This is a genomic window from Butyricimonas synergistica DSM 23225 (assembly GCF_000379665.1).
GTDB classification, from domain to species: Bacteria; Bacteroidota; Bacteroidia; order Bacteroidales; family Marinifilaceae; genus Butyricimonas; species Butyricimonas synergistica.
On sequence record NZ_KB903371.1, the window covers coordinates 122330 to 146460 of the forward strand.

24 protein-coding genes are annotated in these 24131 nt (G+C 47.5%); 9 read left to right on the forward strand and 15 right to left on the reverse strand.

Annotation, left to right across the window (positions count from 1 at the left end):
• The first annotated feature begins 6 nt into the window (after window positions 1–6).
• Both A3CY_RS0117615 and A3CY_RS0117620 read left to right on the forward strand, forming a co-directional pair.
• On the forward strand, window positions 7–1314 hold the full coding sequence (locus tag A3CY_RS0117615; RefSeq protein ID WP_018339268.1) for a cobyrinate a,c-diamide synthase: 1308 nt from the start codon (window positions 7–9) through the stop codon (window positions 1312–1314).
• Window positions 1315–1429: 115 nt separating this feature from the next.
• Window positions 1430–1912, forward strand: coding sequence for a ferritin (locus A3CY_RS0117620; protein ID WP_018339269.1), 483 nt, complete (start codon window positions 1430–1432; stop codon window positions 1910–1912).
• Between the two features lie 99 nt (window positions 1913–2011).
• On the opposite strand, the gene cbiB is transcribed toward A3CY_RS0117620, so the two are convergent.
• The 6 genes from cbiB to A3CY_RS0117650 all read right to left on the reverse strand — a co-directional run bounded on the left by cbiB (window position 2012) and on the right by A3CY_RS0117650 (window position 7512).
• Complete coding sequence (gene cbiB, locus A3CY_RS0117625; RefSeq protein ID WP_018339270.1) at window positions 2012–2989, reverse strand: adenosylcobinamide-phosphate synthase CbiB; 978 nt, start codon at window positions 2987–2989, stop codon at window positions 2012–2014.
• 8 nt (window positions 2990–2997) lie between these two features.
• Window positions 2998–4011 carry a pyridoxal phosphate-dependent aminotransferase gene (locus A3CY_RS0117630; RefSeq protein ID WP_018339271.1) on the reverse strand — a complete coding sequence of 338 codons (1014 nt, stop codon included), beginning with the start codon at window positions 4009–4011 and terminating at the stop codon, window positions 2998–3000.
• A 2-nt stretch (window positions 4012–4013) separates the two neighbouring features.
• A complete protein-coding gene (locus A3CY_RS0117635; protein WP_018339272.1) occupies window positions 4014–5489 on the reverse strand; it encodes a cobyric acid synthase in 1476 nt (491 codons plus the stop codon).
• 33 nt (window positions 5490–5522) lie between these two features.
• Complete coding sequence (locus A3CY_RS0117640; RefSeq protein ID WP_018339273.1) at window positions 5523–6095, reverse strand: cob(I)yrinic acid a,c-diamide adenosyltransferase; 573 nt, start codon at window positions 6093–6095, stop codon at window positions 5523–5525.
• Between the two features lie 59 nt (window positions 6096–6154).
• Window positions 6155–6670, reverse strand: a complete 516-nt coding sequence (locus tag A3CY_RS0117645; protein WP_018339274.1) for a histidine phosphatase family protein — start codon at window positions 6668–6670, stop codon at window positions 6155–6157.
• A 347-nt stretch (window positions 6671–7017) separates the two neighbouring features.
• Window positions 7018–7512 carry a GNAT family N-acetyltransferase gene (locus tag A3CY_RS0117650; RefSeq protein WP_018339275.1) on the reverse strand — a complete coding sequence of 165 codons (495 nt, stop codon included), beginning with the start codon at window positions 7510–7512 and terminating at the stop codon, window positions 7018–7020.
• 104 nt (window positions 7513–7616) lie between these two features.
• Here A3CY_RS0117650 and A3CY_RS0117655 point away from each other — a divergent pair, with 104 nt between their 5' ends.
• From A3CY_RS0117655 to cobS, 4 genes are all read left to right on the forward strand, one after another.
• A complete protein-coding gene (locus A3CY_RS0117655; protein ID WP_018339276.1) occupies window positions 7617–8006 on the forward strand; it encodes a ribosomal maturation YjgA family protein in 390 nt (129 codons plus the stop codon).
• Window positions 8007–8069: 63 nt separating this feature from the next.
• Window positions 8070–8582: a bifunctional adenosylcobinamide kinase/adenosylcobinamide-phosphate guanylyltransferase gene (locus A3CY_RS0117660; RefSeq protein ID WP_026207824.1), complete on the forward strand. Its 513-nt coding sequence runs from the start codon at window positions 8070–8072 to the stop codon at window positions 8580–8582.
• Window positions 8583–8598: 16 nt separating this feature from the next.
• Window positions 8599–9639: a nicotinate-nucleotide--dimethylbenzimidazole phosphoribosyltransferase gene (gene cobT, locus A3CY_RS0117665; protein ID WP_018339278.1), complete on the forward strand. Its 1041-nt coding sequence runs from the start codon at window positions 8599–8601 to the stop codon at window positions 9637–9639.
• Between the two features lie 79 nt (window positions 9640–9718).
• The gene (gene cobS / locus A3CY_RS0117670; protein ID WP_018339279.1) at window positions 9719–10480 is read left to right on the forward strand and encodes an adenosylcobinamide-GDP ribazoletransferase; all 762 of its coding nucleotides are present in this window, start codon (window positions 9719–9721) and stop codon (window positions 10478–10480) included.
• Window positions 10481–10527: 47 nt separating this feature from the next.
• On the opposite strand, the gene A3CY_RS0117675 is transcribed toward cobS, so the two are convergent.
• The gene (locus tag A3CY_RS0117675) at window positions 10528–10872 is read right to left on the reverse strand and encodes a WG repeat-containing protein (RefSeq protein WP_148375307.1); all 345 of its coding nucleotides are present in this window, start codon (window positions 10870–10872) and stop codon (window positions 10528–10530) included.
• A gap of 136 nt (window positions 10873–11008) precedes the next feature.
• Between A3CY_RS0117675 and cobC the strand changes: the two genes are divergently transcribed.
• Together cobC and A3CY_RS22310 are read left to right on the forward strand one after the other, a co-directional pair.
• On the forward strand, window positions 11009–11536 hold the full coding sequence (cobC, locus tag A3CY_RS0117680; RefSeq protein ID WP_018339281.1) for an alpha-ribazole phosphatase: 528 nt from the start codon (window positions 11009–11011) through the stop codon (window positions 11534–11536).
• A complete protein-coding gene (locus A3CY_RS22310; RefSeq protein ID WP_018339282.1) occupies window positions 11533–14289 on the forward strand; it encodes a sensor histidine kinase in 2757 nt (918 codons plus the stop codon). Before cobC ends, A3CY_RS22310 begins: the two co-directional genes overlap by 4 nt.
• On the opposite strand, the gene A3CY_RS0117690 is transcribed toward A3CY_RS22310, so the two are convergent.
• From A3CY_RS0117690 to A3CY_RS0117725, 8 genes are all read right to left on the reverse strand, one after another.
• Window positions 14284–14559, reverse strand: a complete 276-nt coding sequence (locus tag A3CY_RS0117690) for a hypothetical protein (RefSeq protein ID WP_018339283.1) — start codon at window positions 14557–14559, stop codon at window positions 14284–14286. The two genes, A3CY_RS22310 and A3CY_RS0117690, sit on opposite strands and share 6 nt — an antisense overlap.
• A gap of 118 nt (window positions 14560–14677) precedes the next feature.
• Complete coding sequence (locus A3CY_RS0117695) at window positions 14678–15724, reverse strand: winged helix DNA-binding domain-containing protein (protein ID WP_018339284.1); 1047 nt, start codon at window positions 15722–15724, stop codon at window positions 14678–14680.
• A gap of 64 nt (window positions 15725–15788) precedes the next feature.
• Window positions 15789–17597: a translational GTPase TypA gene (gene typA / locus A3CY_RS0117700; RefSeq protein WP_018339285.1), complete on the reverse strand. Its 1809-nt coding sequence runs from the start codon at window positions 17595–17597 to the stop codon at window positions 15789–15791.
• Window positions 17598–17680: 83 nt separating this feature from the next.
• Window positions 17681–18676: a class II fructose-bisphosphate aldolase gene (locus A3CY_RS0117705; protein ID WP_018339286.1), complete on the reverse strand. Its 996-nt coding sequence runs from the start codon at window positions 18674–18676 to the stop codon at window positions 17681–17683.
• A 160-nt stretch (window positions 18677–18836) separates the two neighbouring features.
• Window positions 18837–19505, reverse strand: coding sequence for a uracil-DNA glycosylase (ung, locus tag A3CY_RS0117710; RefSeq protein WP_018339287.1), 669 nt, complete (start codon window positions 19503–19505; stop codon window positions 18837–18839).
• Window positions 19506–19601: 96 nt separating this feature from the next.
• Window positions 19602–20723: a glutaminyl-peptide cyclotransferase gene (locus A3CY_RS0117715; RefSeq protein ID WP_148375305.1), complete on the reverse strand. Its 1122-nt coding sequence runs from the start codon at window positions 20721–20723 to the stop codon at window positions 19602–19604.
• A 10-nt stretch (window positions 20724–20733) separates the two neighbouring features.
• Complete coding sequence (gene cysS, locus A3CY_RS0117720; RefSeq protein ID WP_018339289.1) at window positions 20734–22203, reverse strand: cysteine--tRNA ligase; 1470 nt, start codon at window positions 22201–22203, stop codon at window positions 20734–20736.
• A 285-nt stretch (window positions 22204–22488) separates the two neighbouring features.
• Window positions 22489–23295, reverse strand: a complete 807-nt coding sequence (locus tag A3CY_RS0117725) for a M48 family metallopeptidase (protein WP_018339290.1) — start codon at window positions 23293–23295, stop codon at window positions 22489–22491.
• 215 nt (window positions 23296–23510) lie between these two features.
• Between A3CY_RS0117725 and A3CY_RS0117735 the strand changes: the two genes are divergently transcribed.
• Complete coding sequence (locus A3CY_RS0117735; RefSeq protein ID WP_018339292.1) at window positions 23511–24077, forward strand: RNA polymerase sigma factor; 567 nt, start codon at window positions 23511–23513, stop codon at window positions 24075–24077.
• The last annotated feature ends 54 nt before the right edge of the window (window positions 24078–24131 follow it).

Below are 24131 nucleotides of genomic sequence, written 5' to 3' on the forward strand. Positions count from 1 at the left end.
GTGAAGATGCAGAAACCACAGGTATTGATCGGTGCGGCAACTTCTGGAAGCGGAAAGACGACTTTCACGTTGGGTTTGTTGCGGTTGTTGCGGAAGCGGGGCATGAAGGTACAGCCTTTCAAATGCGGACCGGATTATATTGACACGAAACATCATGCGATGGCAGCCGGAGAGGAGGCTGTCAATTTGGATACTTTTATGGCTTCGGCAAGACACGTGCGGCAAATCTACACGCGTTACGGGACAGAGTGCGATGTTTGTGTGACGGAAGGTGTTATGGGGTTGTTTGATGGGTATGACAAGATGAGGGGCAGTAGTGCCGAGATTGCCGGTTTGCTGGGGATTCCCGTGGTGCTGGTGTTGAATGCCAAGTCGACGGCTTATTCCGTGGCTCCCGTGTTGTACGGTTTTATGCACTTTCGCCCGGAATTACGTGTCGTTGGGGCGATCTTTAATTTCGTGGCATCGGAGTCACATTACGCTTACCTGCGGGGGGCTTGCGAGGACGTCGGTATCGAGGCATTGGGTTACATCCCTAGGGACGAACGGATTGTCATTCCTTCTCGTCACTTGGGATTGTCTATTGACGAGAGTGTTTGTTTTGATGAATTTGCCGATACCGTGGCGGCGGTGATCGCCAAAACCGTGAATGTCGATCGGTTGTTGGAATTGTGTACGGTAGATTTTCCCGGACAAGAGGTGCGGGAGGAATCCCGGCAGGGGAATAAACGGATAGCGGTGGCTCGGGATGAAGCTTTTAATTTCATGTACCGGGAGAACCTCGAAGCGTTGAAGCGGGAGGGAGAAGTCGTTTTCTTTAGTCCGTTGCGGGACACGGTATTGCCGGAAGCCGATTTGATATATTTGCCGGGAGGGTATCCCGAACTCTTTCTTCCCGGGTTGAGCGGGAACGAGGGCATGAGGCAAGCTCTCCGGGCATACTGCGAAACGGGGGGAAGATTGTTAGCCGAATGTGGGGGAATGATGTATCTGTGTGAGCATATCACGGGTACAGACGGTGTCACGTATTCTATGGTTGGGGTTCTCCGGCAGGAGGCGACGATGGAGCAAATGAAGTTAAAATTAGGCTATAGGGAAGTGGTCTTGGGCGATAAGACAATCCGGGGACACGAATTCCATTATTCCCGGGTAAAGCCGGGAACGGTAGGAGGCGCTAATGGGGTGAAAGTGTATAACGCCAAGGGGGAAAAAGTCGATACACCTGTTTATCGGTATAAAAATGTAGTAGCGAGTTACATCCACTTTTACTGGGGAGAAGGCAGAATGGAGCAATTGTTAGATATGTTGTTGTAGATTTCGAGATGACAAATTGTCCGTAAGGGAATATTTCTGCATAGTCGTTGCGTGTGGCATATATTTTGTCTTGTTTCGGTTAGTTTGAAAAAAGTAAATTGTAAATAAAAGAGTTATGATGAACGAAAATTTAGTGAAAGCATTTAATGCTCAGGTGAATGCTGAAATGTGGTCTTCTAACTTGTATTTATCTATGTCCGTGTACTTCGCGCAAAGTGGATATACAGGAATGGCATCGTGGATGAGAGCACAATCTAAAGAAGAGTTGGAACACGCTTATGAAATGATTGATTTCGTGATCAAGCGAGGAGGAAACATCGAGATTGGACAAGTCAACGTGGTTCCCTCGGCATGGGGATCTCCTTTGGAAGTGTTCGAGCATGTTTATCAGCACGAGTGCCACGTGTCTAAATTAATCGATGATTTGTTGGATGTTGCTATTAAAGAAAATGACAAAGCGGCACAAAATTTCATTAATGGATTCGTGAATGAGCAAGTTGAAGAGGAAGATACCGCTCAGGCTATTGTGGATCGTCTTAAAATGTTGAATGGGCACAATCTTGTATATATCGATGATAAGTTAGGAGAACGGAAATAGGTATAAAAGAGGGTGATTAAAACTTGAAATAAACCCTAAAAGTTAGACACAAAACTTTTAGGGTTTATTTTATATGGAAAAGTACATGTATAAAAAAAGCTAGAAAAATGGAAGTGGAGGACAAAGAAGGGTGTAAATAATACAGACGAGGATTACCGTCAGCAGGCACACCGATTGATTCACGCGGGCGGCACGTTTGTAATCCTTGCCGGATAGTTCCCGGTCGTTAACCCCGATATAAGGTTTCTCGACCAGAATCCCGTGGTAGATATTCGGTCCCCCGAAACGGCAATCCAAGATGCCTGCCATCGCGGATTCGGGATAGCCGGAATTGGGACTGGCGTGTTGACGGGCATATCTCCGGATGAAGGCGAAGATGCCTTTCCGGTAACCGGATAACGCCATCAGCAGTGCGGTCAGCCGGGCAGGGATGTAGTTTAAGATGTCGTCGAGGTGTGCGGAACAGCAACCGAAGTCTTTGTAGCGGGCATCTTTGTAGCCGATCATGGAGTCGAGAGTGTTAACCATCTTGTACATCATCATGGTGGGGAAGCCGCCTAGCGCATAGAAAAATAGCGGGGCAACCACTCCGTCGCTGAGGTTCTCTGCCATAGTTTCGAGAACGGCGGTATATATCTTCTTGGGAGGCAATTGGCTGGTATCCCGCCCCACGATCCAGGATAACCGTTTCCTCCCGGCTTCCAGTCCTTGGGTTTCCAGCGTGCGGATCACTTCTCCGCCTTCTTGTATCAGGCTATGGTTTGCCAACCCGTAGAAGACGAAAACGGAGGCGATGATGTAGTAGGTCACGGGATGAATGACCCACGCTCCCCATGCCAGGAGTCCGCCGAGGCAGAGGGTGGCAAGGGGCAATCCGATGGCGATGAGGCAACCTTTCGTTTTACGGTGTCCCCCTTTGTTCAAATGTCGTTCACACCAGCCGATGATGTTCCCGAATGCCACGATGGGATGAGGCAGCTTTCTCGGGTCCCCGAAAAGCAAGTCGAGCACGTACCCGATGACGAGCGGGACGATAAGAATTGAGAATTGAGAATTGAAAATTGAAAATGAGTTCATTTTAAATTCTAAACTTTAAATTCTAAATTTTTCAGTGCTTCCACGAGCATTCGGTTTTTCTCCTCGGAGAGGGTGTTTATCCGGAAATAGTGTTCATCCAGTCCCCTGAAATTCGAGGCTTCCCGAATCAATATTCCATGTTTATCTATGAGATATTGTTTCAGTTCCTTGACGTTATATTTGGTGTGCACGAGGAAGAACGAGGTGCCTGAATTTAAAGGGAGGAAACCATTGATTTCATCCAAATGTTGAACGAATGCTTCTTTGCGTTTCAGCAGTCGAAACGTGTCCGGGAGCAAGTATTTCCCGTTTTTCATGAGGAATTTCCCTACCTCGATGGCGAGAGAATTCACGCTCCACGGGAATTTGAAAGCTTTGATGCGTTCGATCAGTGCTTCGTTACCCAGCATGTAGCCCAGGCGCAGACCGGGGATGGCGAAACTCTTGGTCATGGAATGAACCATCAGTAGATTCGGGTAACGGGACAGCAGTGGTTCGCTGGGTTCTGCCGTCGGGGCGAAATTGATAAATGATTCGTCCACGACGAGTGTCATGTCCGGGTAGTATCGTAGGATGCGCTCTATGTGCTCCCGTGTCCAGATGTACCCGTTCGGGTTGTTCGGGTTGCAGATAAACATTAAGTCTGCGGCTTCCGGTTCGAACAATTCGATGCGGGAGAATAGTATATTGTGCCTGTACAGCGTGCAAGCGTCCTCGTATTCCCGGAACGAGGGGATCGGCAATAGCGTTTTTGCCCCCTCGAACGCGTGTGCGATTAAGTAGAACAATTCCGTGGCTCCGTTTCCGGCAATGACGTTTTGAGGGGTCACGCCGTGGAATGCAGCCACTTCGTTGACGAATGATTCGGCAGACGGTTCCGGGTAATGGAATATCGTGTCGATTTGTGTTTTGAGGACAGACCGGATAATATCCGAGTCCCCGTCATACCACACGTTCGTGGAAAAATTGGCTTTTATCTTGTTGCCAGATTTGTAAAGGTCGTCACCGTGTCCGTTAAGCATAGTTATTTTGTTTTAAGTGTGGAGTATATATATTCCATATCAACACATGAACGCACGTGTTGAGCCAGTTTGTCGTATTGTTGGTTTTTAAATTCGGCGTAATCGAACTTCTTGGGTGTGGCGCGGGTTAAGCCTTCTGCCAGGTCGTTGAGTACGATGTCGTTGTCCAGAATCCCGTGGAGGTATGTCCCCCAGCATTTATCGTCGAGCAGGTAACCATCCTCCTGTCCCTCGTGCATCCGGTTAAGGGGCGACGGTTTTTCCCCGTCTAGCAGCGTGGTGTGTCCCATGTGAATCTCGTATCCCTGGCAAGTTTCCGGGTGGTTCCGGAACTTGAACTGGCGTTGGCGGGTCACTTTTTCCGCTTCCATGACGGTTACTAGCGGGAGGATTCCCAAGCCCGGGATGGCGGGCATATCACCCTCGATCCCGTCAGGGTCTTCTACGCGGGCTCCCAGCATTTGGTAGCCGCCACAGATGCCGATCACTTTCTTGCCGTCCCTGTGTGCCCGGATGATGGCTTCGGCAATGCCGTTTTCCCGAATGTTTTGCAAATCGGCGATCGTGTTCTTCGTGCCGGGGAGGATGATAATGTTGGCTTTGCGGATTTCTTCCGTGTTGTTCGTGTAATAAGCGTGGAAACGGTCGTCCCTTTCCAGTACGTTGAAATCCGTGAAGTTTGACATTCTTTTCAGCAGGACGATTGCCACGTTGATTTTACCGCTTTCCGCCTTCACGTGTTTGGTTTCCAGGGCGACGGAGTCTTCTTGCTCGATATAAATATCCCGGAAATACGGAATCACTCCCACCACGGGAATGCCCGTTAATTCTTGAATCAGTCGGCGTCCCTCGTCAAATAGGGATATATCTCCCCGGAATTTATTGATAATGATACCTTTCACTTGTCGTCTTTCTTCTGCCGACAGCAAGGCGATAGACCCGTAGACGGAAGCGAAGACGCCTCCCCGGTCGATGTCTGCCACCAGATACGTCGCGGCATCCGTGCGGACTGCCATACGCATATTCGTGATGTCCCTGTCCCGAAGGTTCAGTTCCGAGATGCTCCCGGCACCTTCCAGCACGATCGGGTTGTAACGGGCATGCAGGCGTTCGTAGGCGGCATAAGCTTGGTCGAATAGTCCGGCTTTGTTGTTGGACATGAAGTATTCTTTGGCGGACATATTCCCGATGGGCTTACCGTTCAACACGACTTGCGAGCTTTGGTCGTTCGTGGGTTTGAGCAACACGGGATTCATATCGCTTTCCGGGGCTATGCCGCACGCTTCGGCTTGCACGGCTTGGGCTCGCCCGATTTCCAGCCCATCGGGGGTGGAATAGGAATTCAAGGACATATTCTGTGCCTTGAATGGGGCGGGATGATGACCGTCTTGCTTGAATATACGGCAGAATGCCGTGTTGATGATACTTTTTCCCGCGTCCGAGCAGGTACCGACAAACATGATAGACCGAAGGTGCATATATTGATTCTAGATTAGATGATTTCTTCCATTTTAATTGTTTTTCTTCTTGTAAAGAAAGGCTTTCCATCTTTCTTCTTCCGATCCCTCCTTGTCCATTTCCCAGCGAGCCAGGGTGAAGAGCAGGTCGGAGAGGCGATTCACGAAACGGAGAATAAGAGGGGGAACCTCATCAGTTCGGTTGAGCGTCCAAAGGCGTCTTTCGGCTCTTCGGGCGATGGTGCGTGCCACGTGGCAGTGGGCGGAAACCGGAGTGCCTCCCGGCAGGATGAAATAAGTTGACGGGTGTTGCATCTCGTTGTTCATGCGATCAATATGTTGTTCGCAGAACGCGTCGAGGTCTTCCGGTAGTTTGTTCGGGTTTTCTTCACGGATAGCAGACGGGGTTGCCACTTGCGACATCACGATCATCAGCGAGCGTTGCAGGTATGCCAGCATTTCTTGGCGTTCGTCCTGTTCATCCAGCAGAGCCCGTATCACGCCCAGCGATGCGTTCAGCTCGTCGAGTGTCCCGTTTGCCTCGATGCGGATGTCATCTTTGTCAACCCGGCTTCCCCCGAATATTCCGGTAGTTCCTTTGTCTCCTCCTTTCGTGTAAATCCTCATAATAATTGAAAGTTGAAAATTGAAAATTGAAAATGCAGGTTTCCAATTTTCAATTGGGTTTATATTTTAAAGTAAACGCGGGTCGTGTTTTCCATGATGGGAAGATCGATCATTTCGATCGCTTTCTTGCCTTCGAGGTACGTGATGATAGCCCGGTTGAATGCCCCGTGCCCGATGGCTATAATGCGCCGGTCGGGAAAGTTATCTTGCAGGTAACGGATGAAGTCGGTCGCCCGTTGGTAAAGGGCTTCGACAGATTCCACGCTGGGAGGCAGGTTGAGCCAGTCGACATCGTCGAGCCGTTGTCCCGTGTATACCCCCCAGTCCATTTCCCGCAACAGGGGTGTTTGGTGGGGTGTCAGCCCGTGGCGTTTTGCCACGGCTAGTGCTGTTTCGTAACTCCTAGCCAAATCGCTGGACACGACGGCATCAAGCCGTTCGTCCTTCAATATCTCCGCCAGGTTCTCCGCTTGCGCTTTGCCCAGTGGGGAGAGCGTGCCGGGGAGTTGCCCTTGCAGGATGTGTTGTTGGTTTTCCAGGGTTTCTCCGTGTCGGGAGAGTATCAGTTCTATCATCACTCTTTTTTTAGAATCCAGATGACAAAAGTAATAAACAATTTCATTCGATAGATTGAAGAGAGATGAAAATGCGTGTCCCGGGATGAGGACGTTGTGTATCGGGAAATCGGGAATGTGTAGCCTGAAGAATGGCAATTTACTCTCGCGTTAGGTGACTATTGGGTGACTATTGGGCGGCTTATAGGCGGGTCCGCCCACTTATCGCCTACAGTTTGCCCACTCTTCGCCCACGTTTTAACGAAAGATGTGCTTTTTTAACGTGGGTAAAATTTTAGGTATGCCACGTTATTCAAGAACAAACGGGAGGCTACACGGGAGTGATGCGGGCGGTCATCCCCTGTTGTTCACAAGTTTTTTTGCATGATGATGACATCGAAGTCTTCCCCGAATTTGTGTCCCACTTTTTCCAGTCGGGCACATGGCGTGAAGCCGAATTTCTCGTGGAACGAGATGCTTTGCGGGTTTTTAGACGAGATGTCGGCGAGAATGATGCGGATTCCCCGTTTCTTGGCGTCAGCTTCCAGTAGGTCGAGGCACATTTTGCCCGCCCCAGCGTGGGTGTAGTGTGGAAGGATGAAATAGCTGATTTGTGCCGTGTGTCGGAAGGTCGGCAGGGGATGATAGGGACTCAGGTAACAGAATCCGGCGGTGGCACCCGAGTCGGATTCTTTGATGGCGTATGCCGGGTAGTCTTGTATTTTCTCCAGTATTTTTTCAAAGAAAATATCCGGGAGCCGGTGTTCCGCGAAGGCGGCGAAGCTGTTTTCCACGTAGTAGTTGAAGATGTCCATAACCTCTTTCTGGTGTTTGTTCCCGAGTTTCTCGAATGTGATGTTCATTGTCATTCAGATTATTAGTTTGTTCAAAGTTATGGAAAATATTATATAATTGAATGGATTCTTTGTAAATTTGTGACCTGCCGGAAGAGATGAAAAGATACAATATGATGAAAGGAATGCGGTTCAAGTATTTGTTGTTGACTCTGGGAATGATCGTTTTGGGATTGCTTTCCCGGAAGACAGACGTCTGCACGATTGATTTCGTGAAGATGTACGTGGGTGATGTCCTTTGGGCAGCGATGGTGTATTTCGGTTGCCGCTTTCTGTTCGTGAGGATGAGTAGGAGTGTGTCTTTCGGGGTGGCGTTGGTATTTTCATATTTGGTCGAGATAAGTCAGTTGTACCATGCCCCTTGGATAGATGCTATCCGGGGAACGACTTTGGGCGGGTTGGTGCTGGGCTTCAGCTTTTCGTGGAGCGACCTCGTGTGTTACACCGTGGGGGTGCTTTTGGGGGTTGTCCTTGACGTGTTGTTGGTGTGGAAGCGAAAATAAATGTTTTATTTTCCGGAATAATACTTTGAATTTCTTAAAAAAACAGAGAAATTTGCCGCTATGATGAAAAGAAAAGTAATATTGGTTACGGGAGGGCAACGTTCCGGGAAAAGTCGGTACGCGCAGGATTTGGCTCTGCAGTTGGCGGAGAATCCCGTTTACTTAGCCACCTCGCGGGTATGGGACGAGGAGTTCCGGGAACGGGTGAGAAGGCACCAGGCTGATCGGGGAGTGCGATGGACGAACATAGAGGAGGAGAAATTTTTGAGCCGGCATGACGTGCATGGGCGTGTGGTGGTGATCGATTGCGTGACGTTGTGGGGAACGAATTTCTTTTTTGATAACGATTCGGACGTGGATAAATCCCTCGGGGAGATGAAGGAGGAATTCGACCGGTTTACCCGGCAGGAGGCTACATTTATCTTCGTGACGAACGAGATCGGGATGGGGGGAGTTGCCGTCGACACGGTGCAACGCCGTTTCACGGATCTGCAGGGATGGATGAACCAGTATATAGCCCGTGCCGCCGACGAGGTGGTGTTGATGGTGTCGGGAATAGCCATGAGAGTGAAGTAAATCAATTTTCAATTATATGAGAAATTTTGTAATTCAGGAGACGGACAAGGCGATGTTGCCAGCCTTGATAGACAAGATAAATAATTTGACAAAACCGAAAGGATCGTTGGGTTTGTTGGAGAAGGTGGCGGCGCAAATCGGTTTGATACAACAGACGCTTTCCCCGGAATTGAGGAAACCGCAGAATATTATTTTCGCTGCCGATCACGGTATCGTGACGGAGGGGGTTAGTTTTTCCGCACCCGAGGTGACGGCGCAGATGATTTCTAATTTTATCAAGGGCGGTGCCGGGGTGAATATGTTCGCCCGGCAGCACGGTTTCGGGATTAAGCTGGTGGATTGCGGGGTAAATTGTGATTTCGGACCGATGGAGGGGTTGATCGACCGGAAGATACGGAAGATTACTTCCAATTATCTGCACGAGGCGGCAATGACGGAAGAGGAGTTCGATCGGGCAATCGAGATCGGTGCGGAGATCGTGGATATGGTGCACGCGGAGGGGACGAACGTGGTGAGCTTCGGGGAGATGGGGATTGCCAATACTTCTTCTTCCTCGATGTGGATGACTTATTTGACGGGTATTCCCTTGTCGGATTGCGTGGGTGCGGGCAGCGGGTTGTCCCGTGAAGGGGTGGAACACAAGTACAACGTGTTGCGTCGTTGCATGGAGAATTACACTGGCGACGGTTCGGCGAAAGACGTTATCCGTTATTTCGGGGGATTCGAGATGGTGGCTGCCGTGGGAGGGATGCTTCGGGCTGCCGAGCTGGGGATGATTATCATCGTGGACGGTTTTATCATGACTAACTGCGTGTTGGCGGGTCGGGCGTTGTATCCCGCGCTGACCGATTACTGTATATACGGGCACCAGGGCGACGAGTGCGGGCATAAGCTCGTGCTGGATTACTTGAAAGCGGAACCTTTGTTGAATCTTGGTTTGCGGTTAGGTGAAGGTACGGGGGCTATTTGCGCTTATCCCTTGCTGGTTTCTGCCGTGAACATGATTAACGAGATGGCTTCTTTCAAGGCGGCTGCAGTGACGAAATACTTTAAATAATTGAAAATTGTAAGTAAGGGGGGAGTTGAAGTGATGGCTTGTGCGGCAGGAATCTAAAATCATTAAATCTAAAATTACTATGTGTTCTCTTTTGGCAGCATTGATGATGTTTACGCGTTTGCCGCTGTGGCGGTTGGTAAACGTGGATAAACGCTATTTCGCGGATGTGATCAAGTTCTGGCCTTTGGTGGGTTTTCTGACGGGAGCGACAACCGGAGGTGTCCTGTGGCTTACGGCTCAGGTGTTGCCGTTGGGGGTGGCGTGTGTCCTGGCGATTATCGCGAGGATACTGTTGACCGGTGCTCTGCATGAAGACGGTTTGGCGGATTTCTTTGACGGTTTCGGGGGCGGCACCTCGAAGGAAAAGATTTTGGCGATCATGAAGGATTCACATATCGGGTGTTACGGAACGATCGGGCTAGTGCTTTATTTCGGGTTATACTATTCCTTGTTGTCGAGTTTCGATCCCGCGATGATTTTCCCGATCGTGATTGCTGCCGATTGTTTTTCAAAGTTATGTGCTGCCGTGATGATAAATACGTTGCCTTATGTCCGTAAGGAAGAAGAGAGTAAGACAAAGGTAATTTACAGTAAAGTACAGGTACTTATTTTCGTGCTCGTGGGAGCGGTCACGATGATTCCTTTCTTTTTTCTGAAAGATGCCTCTTTCTGTTGGGCGATGGTTCCTGCGATATTGACGGCAATCGCTTTACGCTTCTTTTTTAAAGCAAAGATCGGGGGATACACCGGAGATTGTTGCGGTGCTTCCGTTCTGATTATCGAGCAGGTATTTTATTTGAGCGTGCTGGTGATCTGGTGTCGTTACCAGTTTTTATTTTAGTTCTTGATTTTTACCCGTATCACGTGCCCGTCGGTCTGTTGTTGTACTTACAGGGTGCCGTCTTCTTCGATCGGGTAGACTGATTTGTATTTACAGGGGACTATTTCTTTGCCGGTGTTGGCGATGATGTCCTGGCAACGGTTGAAACGAATTTTGGCGAGGTTGTTGCGAAAGGATTCGGCAGCCTCGTATTTCAAGGGGATCACGACGTCCCTGGGCGTGTTGATATACCCGTATTTGTTTCCCATTTTGATGGCTGCCAGACCTTCGCTGAAATCAAGGGCGTGGTCGTATTTGTAGGAAATGCCCCCCATTTGCCGTTGGCAAGCTGATGAGCGTATCCCGTGAAGGAACGGTCGTCTTGACAGGAGTATATAATTGTCACGTGACAAATGCCTAACAGGAATGTGATAAAACTTTTCATGGCTGCCTATTTGCTTGTAATAAAGTCAAAATTATAAATTAATTGATGAAATTCTAGCAAGATACGAAAAAAAAAGCGATTTTTACGAAGTGAAAGATTGTATTATGGAGATAGTTTTGGTTAGACATACGAGGGTTGATGTCGTGCCGGGTACGTGTTATGGCAATACGGATGTAGATGTGGCTCCTTCCTTTAAAGAGGAAGCGGAACGGGTGCGAACCGCTTTGTCCGGGTACACGTTTGATGCCGTTTATTCCAGTCCTTTACAAAGGTGCCGTAAGCTGGCACTCTATTGCGGGTTCGGGGATTTTATCCCGGACGAGCGATTGAAGGAACTGAATTTCGGGCATTGGGAAGGACTGCGCTGGGACGAGATACAAGATCCCCTTTTGCAGGAATGGTACGATGATTGGTTGAGTATTCCCGCGGGGGGAGCTGAAAGTTTCCTCGAACAGTATAATCGGGTGTCCCGTTTTATGGATGATTTGAAGGAAACGAAGTACCGGAAAGTCTGCGTGTTTGCTCACGGGGGAACAATCCGGGCTGCATTGATCTATGCTGGTAAATATAATTTCAATCAGGCTTTTACGGATGATGTGGATTATGGATCTCAAATCAGAATCACGATATGAGATACATTATCATTGCCTTATGCTTGTTGTTTGCGATAAATCTTTCGGGGGAAAACAAAGAGCGGGATGATTATATCCTGTTGATTAGTTCATATAGTAGCCGTTATCCCTGGCCGAAGATGATCGAGAATTCATTTCGTGAGGAACTTAATCTTCATGTCGATTCGGTTAAGGTTTACAGTGAATACTTGAATTGCGACCGCTTCTCGTCCTCCGAAATATGGGTGGAGCGAATGAAGGTGATTCTACGGCAGCACTCGGCTTGCCCGCCAAAGATCGTCGTCTTGCTGGCGGATGCCTCGTGGATGGCATACCGGAAGGCTTATAACGGGGAATGGGGAGAGGTGAAAGTGCTTCTTGCCGGGGTCAAGGATTGGGGTGTCGATTATGACCGTTACTGCGACAAGCAACATTTGTCTGCCAAGGATTTCGTGGCGACAACCGACTTGTGTAAACAATACAACGCGACGGGACTCACTGAACGCGTGGGCGTGAGCAAGACGATACACATGATGAAGCGTTTATTCCCGGACACGAAGAATGTTGTTCTTGTCGGGGATAATTGTTTTTACGGGATATTTGCTTCTTTGCTCGCGCAAAAGTTTGTCCCGGAAGATCATCCGGAGTTGAATCTTATCTCGTTGGACGGGCGTTTCCTCACGACAGATTCGTTGTTGCGGAGTTTGGAACATCTACCGGAACACACGGGGATCGTGTATGCTTCCTGGTTGCAGGATATGACTAGCCAGACGAATGATTTTGATTATATCAATGCCAAGATATTCGCCACGGTCGATCAGCCTGTGTTCACGCTTGCCGACTGGGGGAAGGGCAGCAAGGATTTCATGGGTGGATATTATTATTCGATGGTCACTTACGGGCAGCAGTTAGCGGAGATCGCTATCAGGCTGTTGGACGGGGCGGAACCGGGAGATATTCCGTTGAATGACGCGGGAGAGGGATTCGGGGCGCATCTGAACAAAAGCCTGGTGTTGAAATATAAACTTGACCCGGCGGTTCTGGGCGATCCGGTGGCTTATTTCAGCTATCCCAGTTCTTTCTGGGAAGAGAATAAGAATGTGCTGGTGGGAATGTTGATCGGGACGCTGGTTTTCGTGTTGGTGTTGATGATCGGTTTTTATTTTTACCGGACAAGGAATTATTTGAGGTGGCAGCAGGAGTTGAGTGATAGTTTGAAAGACTCTCTGGAGAACCAACGGCATATATCGGAATCTTTGGAGGTTTTCCTGCAAGAGAAGACAGAGGAGGAGGCGGTGAACCGAATGTTGCTGCGGATCATGGAGGAATACCGGGCTGACCGGGCGTATATATTTGAATTCGACCGTTCCGGTTTGTTTTGTGATAACACGTATGAAGTCGTGGCGGAAGGAATAGAGCCGCAGAAGGAGAATCTGCAACACGCTCTTGTTGCAGATTCGGCAGATATGTGCTCTGCCGTGTTGCGGAACGAATTGTTCGCGGATGATGATTTGGATGCCCAGGGTATTCGTTCCATCCTCGTTGCCCCTTTGAATTCGAACAACCGCACATGGGGATTTGTGGGAGTCGATTTCGTTCGGGAGAAACGGGAGTGGACGGAACAGGATAAGTTGTATATTAGTACTTTATCTCATGTTTTATGTATCGGGATGTCGCATTTCCGTTCGGAAGTGTTGCAAAAAGAGAGTGAACTCCGTTTCGGTTATCTTTACCGGAATACGTCATTGGCGATCTGCCTTGTTGATGCCAAAGGGGTTATGCAGGAGGTGAACGAGTGTTTTCTGGAAGCGACGGGGATCACGGATAAAAAAGACTTGATCGGCTTGTCCTTGTACTCCCTCCGGTTTATATCGGATGAATGCTGGGAAGTACTCGACGGGACGGGACAACTGGTGATCGATTACGAGTTTTCGCCCAAGGCATGGAAGGAGGCATACGAGATTTGTTCCAAGAAGAAATCTTCCCGTTATTTCACGGTTCACGTGAAAGGGCTGAAGGACGAGGCGGGTAATACGCTCGGGTATATGATGGTTTGGATTGACAACACGGTACTCGTGGAAGCGAGAGCGAAAGCCGAGGAGTCCGACCGCTTGAAGTCTGCTTTTATCGCCAATATGTCACACGAGATACGGACACCTTTGAACGCGATTGTCGGTTTTTCCGAGTTGCTCACGATGGACGAGGAATTGGAGAAAGACGAGCGGGACGAGTATATCAAATTGATACGGACGAACACGGATTTGTTGCTGCAACTGATAAACGATATTCTCGATCTCTCGAAAATCGAAGCCGGGGTATTGGATTTTATCCCCGAAAAAGTTGAGGTGGATTTGCTTTTGTCGGGGATCGAGTCCTTGTACAAGATGAAAGTAGATGGGGACGTGGAGATGAAGTTCGTTGGCGAGCACACAGGTGTGAATAGCTTGTTCGTGGATAAAAACCGTTTGAGCCAGATTATATGTAATTTCTTGAATAATGCCTTGAAATTCACTACAAAAGGGTATATACATTTCGGGTATGAAGTTCGGGAGAGCGATATGTATTTCTTCGTGGAAGATACCGGCTCCGGGATTCTGCGGGAGAAACAAGAGGCTATTTTTCAACGGTTTGTCAAACTGGATTCTTTCAAGCAAGGCACAGGACTCGGGCTTTCGATATGCTCGACGATCGTGGAAAAGTGGAAAGGGCAAATCGGGGTTGAATCAGAAGAAGGACACGGGTCGAAGTTCTGGTTTACGGTACCGAAGCTATAAAGGGTGCTCGTACAAACGATTTTCCTCTTTCTTCTTCTCGGCACGAAGTTTTTTGCGCAAGCTCACCTCAATGGAAAGTACCAGGAATACAATTAAAAATATCACACCCACGTTAATCCACGTGCGGAAGTTTGCCTCGTAAAAGTCAGTCATGGCAATCTTGGCTATTGCCGCCAGTACCAGTATATACAAGCAGGTGCGAACATTCCGAAGCTTCTTTTCCGTGGAAGCGATAATGTCGTTATCCGGGGAGGTATTTTTTGTTTTCATGACCTAAAAGTTTAATAATGCACCAATATATCATGTAAAGGTATGAAATTTCTTTTGATTTTAAGCTTAGAGTGATGAAACAACAAATGAAAAAGGTAAGAAATCGGAAATCATTCTATCATGGCATTAAAAAAAACGCTTTATACTTCTCTAAAGCATGATTGATGAGTTTCTCGCTGATCTTGGGATGATCTTCAAAAAAAGTAGTTTCTATTTTTATCTGATTTTTTGAGGCTTTCTTGTGCCAGTTTCCTACTACCTTGCCGTTGTACAGGATGACAGGATAGAATATACCCCAGTTGTTGAATGCTTTGGGGTGGTGAATGGGATCCATTACCGTGCCTCGCTCTTTATAACTGATGAGGTATTCATCGTAGGAGGGCAGGAGGTGAAGTTGTGCCCGGGAGGAAGGTGCGTTCTGGCAGGATTCGTGCACGTACAATTCGAGCGAGCCGTATTTTTCCACGTGCAAATCCGGTTTAATGGCTTCTATCGCTTGTTTGGCTTCCGAGATGAGCAAGCCGGACCACCACGTGAAATCCTGTAAGCTCGCCGGGGAATGGCTTCTAAAATAATTTGTTGCCAATTTCGCCAATGCTTCTTCTTTGGACAAATCTTTAACCGGGGGAATACGTTCTTCCAGAAGGACATACGTCGGTTTTTTGTTTTTATCCGCTCCGCTGCAAATAATGCCTTCCGATTCGGCACGGAATAGATAGTGGTTCAGTCGGGTCTGGTCGACAATGTTACCGAGACGGGCTAACTCTATCCCCATTTCTTCTCGGGTAAGGTGCTTGCCTTCGAGTATCTTTTCGATCTCCCGGTTGCATTTCAGGTATTCTTTTTCCTGAATACCGACTTGCCTGCACCACGACTCGTTGGCAGCCTTGATGCGTTGGTAGCATAGTTTTAACATCCAACGCAAATCTTCGGCCACGACAATATGCCACGTGGGGCGCATGACGTGGGTGCGAATGATGTCACCCTTTTGCAGGGCTTCTTCAACGATCGATAAAGAACCTGATTTTAATCTTATTCCGATTGCCCATTTTACCATCGGGTAGTTTTGAGCCTGTAAGGCACCCATCCATGCCACGAGTTCTTTCGGTGTCGTGAATTGCGGGTTTGTCAACTGTTGGCATTGCAGGCGGATGTTTGTCAACATAGGCAAATGGGGTGGAGAAATGAAGGTGTGTCAAAAATGACTTTTGGCACACCCTCATTCATTGCTATTCTATTGTTTTATTTCTTCTTTTGCGTTCGTTCTCGTCCAAGTAAATCTTGCGAAGGCGCATGGATTTTGGAGTAACTTCCACGTATTCGTCTTCCTTGATATACTCGAGAGCCTCTTCCAAACTGAATAATATTGGCGGGGCGATGTTCGTCTTTTCGTCTGAACCGCTGGCACGCATATTTGTCAGTTTTTTCGATTTGCACACATTAATCACGATATCGTCCTGACGGGTGCTTTCCCCAATAACCTGCCCGGCGTACACTTCGTCACCCGGGTTAATGAAGAACCGACCTCTGTCTTGCAATTTATTGATCGCGTATGCAAATGAATCTCCTGTTTCCATGGCAATCAGCGAACCGTTGGTACGCATTTCTATTTCTCCGGCATACGGTTCAAAACCTTTCAGGCGGTGTGCCATCACGGCTTCTCCTGCGGTTGCGGTCAACAGGTTACTTCTTAAACCGATGATACCTCTGGATGGAATGTCAAATGTCAGGTGTACCCGTTCGTCGCGGTGTTCCATGTTTGTCATAGTTCCTTTGCGGCGGTTGACCATTTCAATCGCTTTGCCGGAGACTTCTTCCGGAAGGTCAATGGTCAATTCTTCCACGGGTTCGCATTTCACGCCGTTGATCTCTTTGATGATTACTTTCGGTTGTCCTACTTGTAACTCGTATCCTTCACGCCGCATGGTTTCGATCAGCACGCTCAAGTGAAGAACTCCCCGACCGAACACGATGAATGAATCGGCTGATTGTCCCGGTTCCACTCGTAGGGCGAGGTTCTTTTCCAATTCCCGATCCAAGCGATCCTTGATATGGCGGGAAGTCACGAATTTTCCGTCCCGTCCGAAGAAGGGGGAATCATTGATCGTGAACAACATACTCATGGTCGGCTCGTCAATAGCGATAGGGGCGAGAGCTTCCGGGTTCTCGAAATCGGCAATTGTATCCCCGATTTCAAAACCTTCGATACCGACCAGTGCGCAAATCTCGCCACATTCCACTTCTTCCACCTTTTGTTTGCCCATCCCCTCGAAGGTCATCAAATCTTTAATACGGGTTTTTATAAGGGTAACGCCATCTCTTTTGCAGAGAGTTACGGGCATTCCGGATTTTAACGTTCCGCGGGTTAATTTGCCGATAGCAATCCGTCCCACGTATGAAGAATACTCCAAAGAAGTGATTAGCATCTGGGGGGTCCCTTCCTGTACTTTCGGGGCGGGAATATCTTTGATGATTGCGTCCAGCAATGGGGTAATATCTGTTGTCGGTTTGTGCCAGTCCGTGGACATCCAACCTTGTTTCGCGCTACCGTACACTACCGTGAAATCCAATTGTTCTTCCGTGGCATCGAGGGAGAACATTAAATCGAACACTTGCTCGTACACAAAGTCTGGGCGGCAGTTCGTTTTGTCAACCTTGTTTACCACGACAATCGGTTTTTTACCCAAAGCCAGTGCTTTCTGGAGCACGAAACGGGTTTGCGGCATAGTCCCCTCGAAGGCATCAACCAGCAATAGAACACCGTCTGCCATATTGAGTACACGCTCAACCTCTCCTCCAAAGTCGGCGTGCCCCGGGGTATCAATAATGTTTATTTTGTAATCTTTATAGTGAACTGAAACGTTCTTGGCTAGAATAGTAATTCCTCTCTCTCTCTCCAGGTCGTTATTATCGAGTATTAGATCGCCTTTGTTTTCGGTATCTCTGAATAAATTTCCTTGAAAGATCATCTTATCAACCAGAGTCGTTTTCCCGTGGTCAACGTGTGCGATAATCGCAATGTTTCTAATTTTCTGCATTTTGCTCCTATGGTATTAAATCCAAATAGGGCGCAAAGGTAGTGTTTTTTTCATAGAAAAGGGGCTTATTAAGCCCCTTTTTTTTATTCTACTCTGTTGGCACTTCCCAAAACGTTAATGGTTTTGTGCTTGTATAATTCCTTCAAAGCATCTCTTGCCGGTCCCAAATATTTGCGGGGATCGAACTCTGCCGGTTTGTTGGCAAATACTTCGCGAACGGCGGCAGTCATGGCAAGACGACCGTCTGAGTCGATATTTATTTTGCAAACAGCGGAAGTTGCTGCCCTACGTAATTGTTCTTCCGGGATACCCACGGCATCTTTTAACGCTCCACCATATTTATTGATCGTGGCAACTTTATCCTGCGGTACGGATGATGACCCGTGGAGTACGATCGGGAATCCGGGGATTCTTCTTTCGATTTCTTCCAGTATGTCGAAACGCAATGGGGGAGGAACTAATATCCCGTCAGCATTGCGGGTACATTGTTCCGGTTTGAATTTGTTGGCACCGTGGGAAGTTCCGATGGAGATCGCTAACGAGTCAACACCTGTTTTCTTCACGAAATCTTCGACCAAGTCCGGGCTGGTGTACACGCTTGCAGCGGCAACCACGTCGTCCTCGATTCCTGCCAATACTCCAAGTTCACCTTCCACCGTGACGTCATATTTGTGAGCGTACTCCACTACTTTTTTCGTCAGAGCCACGTTTTCCTCGTAAGGAAGGGCAGAACCGTCGATCATCACGGAAGAGAACCCCATCTCGATACAAGAAACGCACAACTCGTAAGTATCGCCATGGTCAAGGTGAAGACAGATAGGAATATTGCATCCTAATTCTTTAGCGTACTCTACTGCTCCTTGTGCCATGTAGCGCAAAATCGTTTGGTTCGCGTATTTACGCGCACCGCTTGATACTTGTAAGATAACGGGCGATTTTGTTTCCACGCAAGCAGCAACGATCGCTTGCATTTGCTCCATGTTATTGAAATTGAAAGCGGGAATAGCGTATTTACCTTCCATTGCCTTCTTGAACATTTCTCTGGAATTAACCAGTCCTAAGTCTTTGTAATTAACCATAGCTGATATGTTGTTTATATTTCGTGCACCAAAGTTATATATTAAAAGCCGACTTTCACAAGGAAACGAGAGAAAAATTTCAAACGTTTGCGTAGTTTGGAAATTCATGGAATTTCCAAGTTGCAACTTGAACTCAAACGGGCAGAAAAAATAGAGCGGTTTACCACTCTATTTCTTGCAGTCCATTTGAGTTCAAATAAGCATTAGCTTGACTGAACTGGTGATTGCCGAACCAGCCACCCCGGTTTGCCGACAGAGGCGAGGGATGGACGGATTTCAATACCAGATGACGGTTGGTGTCGATGAAAGCCCCTTTACGTTGGGCGTATGATCCCCAAAGGAAGAACACGAGGTTGTCTTTCCGTTCCGCTATGGCTCGGATCACGGCGTCCGTGAATGTTTCCCATCCTTTGTTTTGGTGAGAACCTGCCTGATGTGCCCTCACGGTCAGCGTGGCGTTGAGCAGGAGTACACCCTGTTCTGCCCAGCGTTCCAAGTTTCCAGAGCTGGGGATGGGTGTCCCCAAATCATTATGAATCTCTTTGAAAATGTTCTGCAAGGAGGGTGGTTGTTCTATGCCTTCTGGAACAGAGAAACAAAGCCCGTGTGCCTGTCCGGGACCATGGTAAGGGTCTTGCCCTAAAATGACAACCTTTGTCCGATCGGCTGGACAATGGTCGAATGCGTTAAAAATAAGTTTTCCGGGAGGATAGATTCTCGTGGTACTGTATTCTTGTTTCACGAATTGGATTAACTCGGAAAAATAAGGTTTCTCGAATTCATCTTTTAGTAATTCTTTCCACGAGGGCTCGATTTTCACGTCAACCATAACTATTTAATTTTAGATTTATGGATTTCGTGATTGCCGATTCGATGACTCTGTGATTGATTTAATCACGAAATCGGCAATCATTAAATCACAGAATTAATAAGTTTTTATCTCGAACAACTTCGGCCAGTGTTTCCCGGTAACGTAAATCGTGCCCTTCTTTTCGTTGTACGCGATACCATTCAACACGTCGTCATTTTCGTCCAATTTGGCTTTCTCCGCGGGAGTCAGCATATTCGGTAACAGTAGTTCCTGTACGACTTCTCCGGTTTCCGGGTCGATAACCACGATGCGATCCGTGAGCCATTCGTTAGCCCAAATGTAACCGTTGATGTATTCCAATTCGTTAAGGTTGGTTACCGGACCATTGTTGTCATATACCTCGACATTCTTTACGACGGAGAATAATTCCGGGTCGAGATGGTACAGGCGATGCGTCCCGTCGCTCATGACAAGTTTGTCCCCCATGGTGGTGAGTCCCCAGCCTTCTCGCATGGAGTAGTCGAACGTGTTCTGCAACGTGAAGGTTGCCAGATCATACACGAATGCTTTTTGGGATGTCCACGTGAGCTGGTAGATTTTATCCTTGTACACGGTGATCCCTTCCCCGAAATAACGGCTGTCCAAGCTTAATGAAGCCAGCGTTTTATTGTTTTCCAGGTCGATTTTGCGCAACGTGGACTGACCTTTTATCCCAGTGCCCTCGTAGATAATTCCATCAATGTAGACCAAGCCTTGTGTGGAAGCATCCGTCGCATGGTTATACGTTTTGATTAACTTGTAATTCAACCTTTTCGGGGCTTTCTCCGGTTTTACGATAAATGATTGAGTGGCAACTCCTTGCTTGTTATCCGGGTGGAAGGCAATTACTTTCAACGTGTTCGTGCCGCATTTTTCCCGGGGGATTTTGAATACATATTTTTTTGTGACGCTGTCGAGTGTGGCAATCTTTCTTTGATTAAAGAAAAGGTGTGCCGAGTCGATCGGGTAGCGCTTGTTATTGGCGTACAGGATTTCTAATTCCTGGTCGAAACGACAAGTATCTCCTTTCATGGGATAGACAAACTGTACGCTTTTCACGTATTTAGGTCCGGTGCCGCGGGAGGCTTCCGTGTTGCCTGTAACCGCTGTACCCTCCGTGCTTTTGGCTTTATTCGCACCTTGACAAGCTGTGATTAAAATAATACTGAATAATATGTATTGGTAGCAAGAGGTCATAATCATTGTGTTATTCTAGTTCCCATTCGTAACCGTCCTTCGTGTCCTTGATCTGGATTCCGGCATTTTTCAATTCATCCCTGATTTTGTCCGAGGTTGCCCAATCTTTATTTGCCCGTGCTGCTTTCCTGACATTCATCATGGCGTCAATTACTTTACCGAGGGCTTGATTGCTGGCACTGGCATCTTGTTCTCCCTTTAATCCCAAAATGTCGAACGCGAAGCTATCGAACAATTCGGTTAAGATCTCTAAGTTTTCTGCATCTATTTTTTCACTTCCGGCGGCAATGGAGTTGATCATGCGAACGCCGTCGAACAGATGCGCTATTAAAATAGGGGTGTTCAAATCGTCGTTCATAGCCTCGAAGCAATTGTCCCGTAGAGTTTTTACATCCACGGTATTTTCGTTTGATGCTTTCAGTTTATGCAACTGCACGATGGCTGACATCAAGCGCTCGTAGCCTTTCTCTGCCGCTTTCAACGCTTCATTCGAGAAATCCAGCGGGCTGCGGTAATGGGCTTGAAGGATAAAGAAACGAACGGTCATCGGTGAATAGGCTTGTTCGAGCACGTCGTTGTCCCCGGCGAAAAGTTGATCCAGGGTGATGAAGTTCCCGAGCGATTTGCCCATCTTCTGCCCGTTGATCGTTACCATGTTGTTGTGCATCCAGTATTTCACAGCCGGGTGTCCTTGTGCCGCAGTGCTTTGGGCAATCTCGCACTCGTGATGCGGGAATTGCAGGTCGAGTCCGCCGCCGTGGATGTCAAACGTGTCACCGAGATATTTCTGGCTCATGCAGGAACATTCAAGATGCCAACCCGGAAAGCCTGCCCCCCACGGTGAAGGCCAGCGCATGATGTGTTCCGGTGTCGCTTTTTTCCATAAAGCGAAGTCCATGGAATTCCGCTTTTCGTCTTGCCCGCTGAGTTGGCGGGTATTTACCAGCAACTCGTCGATCTTCCGTCCGGAAAGAATCCCGTAATGGTATTTTTTATTGTAACGTTCCACGTCGAAATAGATATTTCCTTCGCTCTCGTAAGCGTATCCGTTGTCGATCAGTGTTTTGATCATTTCCTGTTGCTCGATGATGTGTCCCGAGGCGTGAGGTTCTATGCTGGGGGAGAGCGTGTTCAGTTGCTCCATATTTTTGTGGTAACGATTCGTGTATAATTGCACGACTTCCATGGGCTCCAGTTGTTCCAGTTTTGCTTTCTTTGCGACCTTGTCTTCTCCGTCATCCCCATCATTCACAAGGTGTCCCACGTCCGTGATATTGCGCACGTATCTTACTTTGTATCCCATGTATTTGAGATAACGAAACAACAAGTCGAACGTGATCGCTGGGCGTGCATGTCCCAAATGGGCGTCCCCGTACACGGTGGGTCCACAAACATATAATCCCACGAACGGGGGATTTAGCGGTTCAAATAACTCCTTTTTCCGGCTTAACGTGTTGTATATCGTTAACTTGTTTTCCATAATACTAAACTGCTTTATTGATATGATTCAACAAAAGTATGAATTTTATCATTGAAAATTGAAAATTGAAAATTGAAAATGAAGAAAATCACGAATTATTGCCCGATTTCTATCTTTTCCCCTTCTGTTCGCTAGCGGTGTTTTATCCTTTCCCTACCTTATGAAGGTTATATGAACGAATCAATATCGTTGCATATTCGCATCCCGTCGATTATGCTACGTTTATGCTTCGTTCATGCTTCGATGGTGAGGTAGGGAAAGGGTAGGCTTCGTGTAGCCCAAGTATTATTGAGGTTTATATTTCAATGCTTCCGGAATGGCGGCTTTTAGTTTCGCTATACGATTCTGGTCGGCAGGGTGGGTGGAGAGGAACTCGGCAGGTTTGCTTCCTCCCGAATGTGCCATTCTACTCCAGAATGCCACGGCTTCGTTGGGATCATAGCCCGCCATTGTCATGAAGATCAAACCCAAACGATCTGCCTCGTACTCGTGTTTCCGGGAGAAAGGCAGGGTGACTCCTAAATTTGTACCCATGCCGATCGCCGCGGAAAGCAGGGCTTTGCGTGTATCGGATTGGTTGTGCCCGAGGATTTCCGTTGCGGCGGCTTGCCCGTATTGAAGTAGGGTTTGCTGGCTCATGCGCTCATTGCTGTGGTGCGCCACGGCGTGGGCTATCTCATGCCCCATAACGACAGCGATACCAGCGTTATTCTGGCAGTAGGGAAGGATGCCCTCGTAGAATACAACTTTCCCGCCCGGCATACACCATGCGTTCGGTTCGTTGCTGGCGACGAGGTTAAATTCCCATTGAAAGTTTGCGATCTGGTCTTGCATTCCGTTGGAGGCAAGGTATTGTTCTACGGCTTTTGAGATGCGGGCTCCCACGTCTTTGATTCGTTTTTTGTTTGCCTCGTCCGTGGACAGCTTGTTTTCTTTCAAAAAGCTGCTATATGATGTCAGACTCATGGATACCATTTCGTTTTCTGGGAAAAGGATCAGCTGGCGGCGTCCCGTGATCGGTACGGTGGCACATTGTGCGAAAAACAACAATATAATTATTGGTAAAGCAATACGTGAAATCCGTGTTTTCATATTCCTGTAATAAATCTTGTATGTTTATTATTTTGTGTGCTAAAATACTATACGAATTTGAGAATTGCAATGTTTTAGTAGGTTTCGTGGCGGATGCCGTGAAATGGGTGAGGGTAGAGTAAAATTTTTGATGAGAATCGTGGGAAGGTGTTAATATTATGGTATTAATTCCTATTTTTGTCCGAGGTAACTTTATGTTTCACGAAATTGAGGTTATGACAATAGACTCGGCAGAGATTCTCAGGGCTGTAAATGAAAAAGATGTATCGGGATGGAAGTGTATTTATACGGCTTACTATACGGCTTTGTGTGTTTATGCCAATAGGCTGATTAATGATGTTCACGGGGCGGAAGATTTGGTTCAGGAGGTGTTGTGTAACGTGTGGAAGTCGGATAGCAAGTTCGAGAACGTGAATAATTTCACGTATTATCTGTATCGGGCGGTTTACAATCAGGCGATGATGGAAATTCGCAGTAAAGGGTATCGGGAACGTTATGCTCGACAGGTGATACAAGATTCGGAGGGGTTTTCGGATGAGGTTTTTGTGGAAACGGTTCGGGAGGAGCTGACAAGACATTTATATCGTTATATTGATGAGTTACCTAACGAACAACGTCAGATTATTTTATTGAGTATTAAAGGGTATACCGGAAAAGAGATTGCGGACGAATTGGGGATTGCGATAAGTACAGTAAAGACGCAAAAGAATAGGAGTTTTAAATATTTGAGAGAAAAACTTAAAAATACGGTATTGTTTTTTCTGATTAGTTGTTTTTGGTAATGGGATCATAAAGAGAGTGTTCGTTGGCTTATTTTTTCCATTTTCGTTAAAATA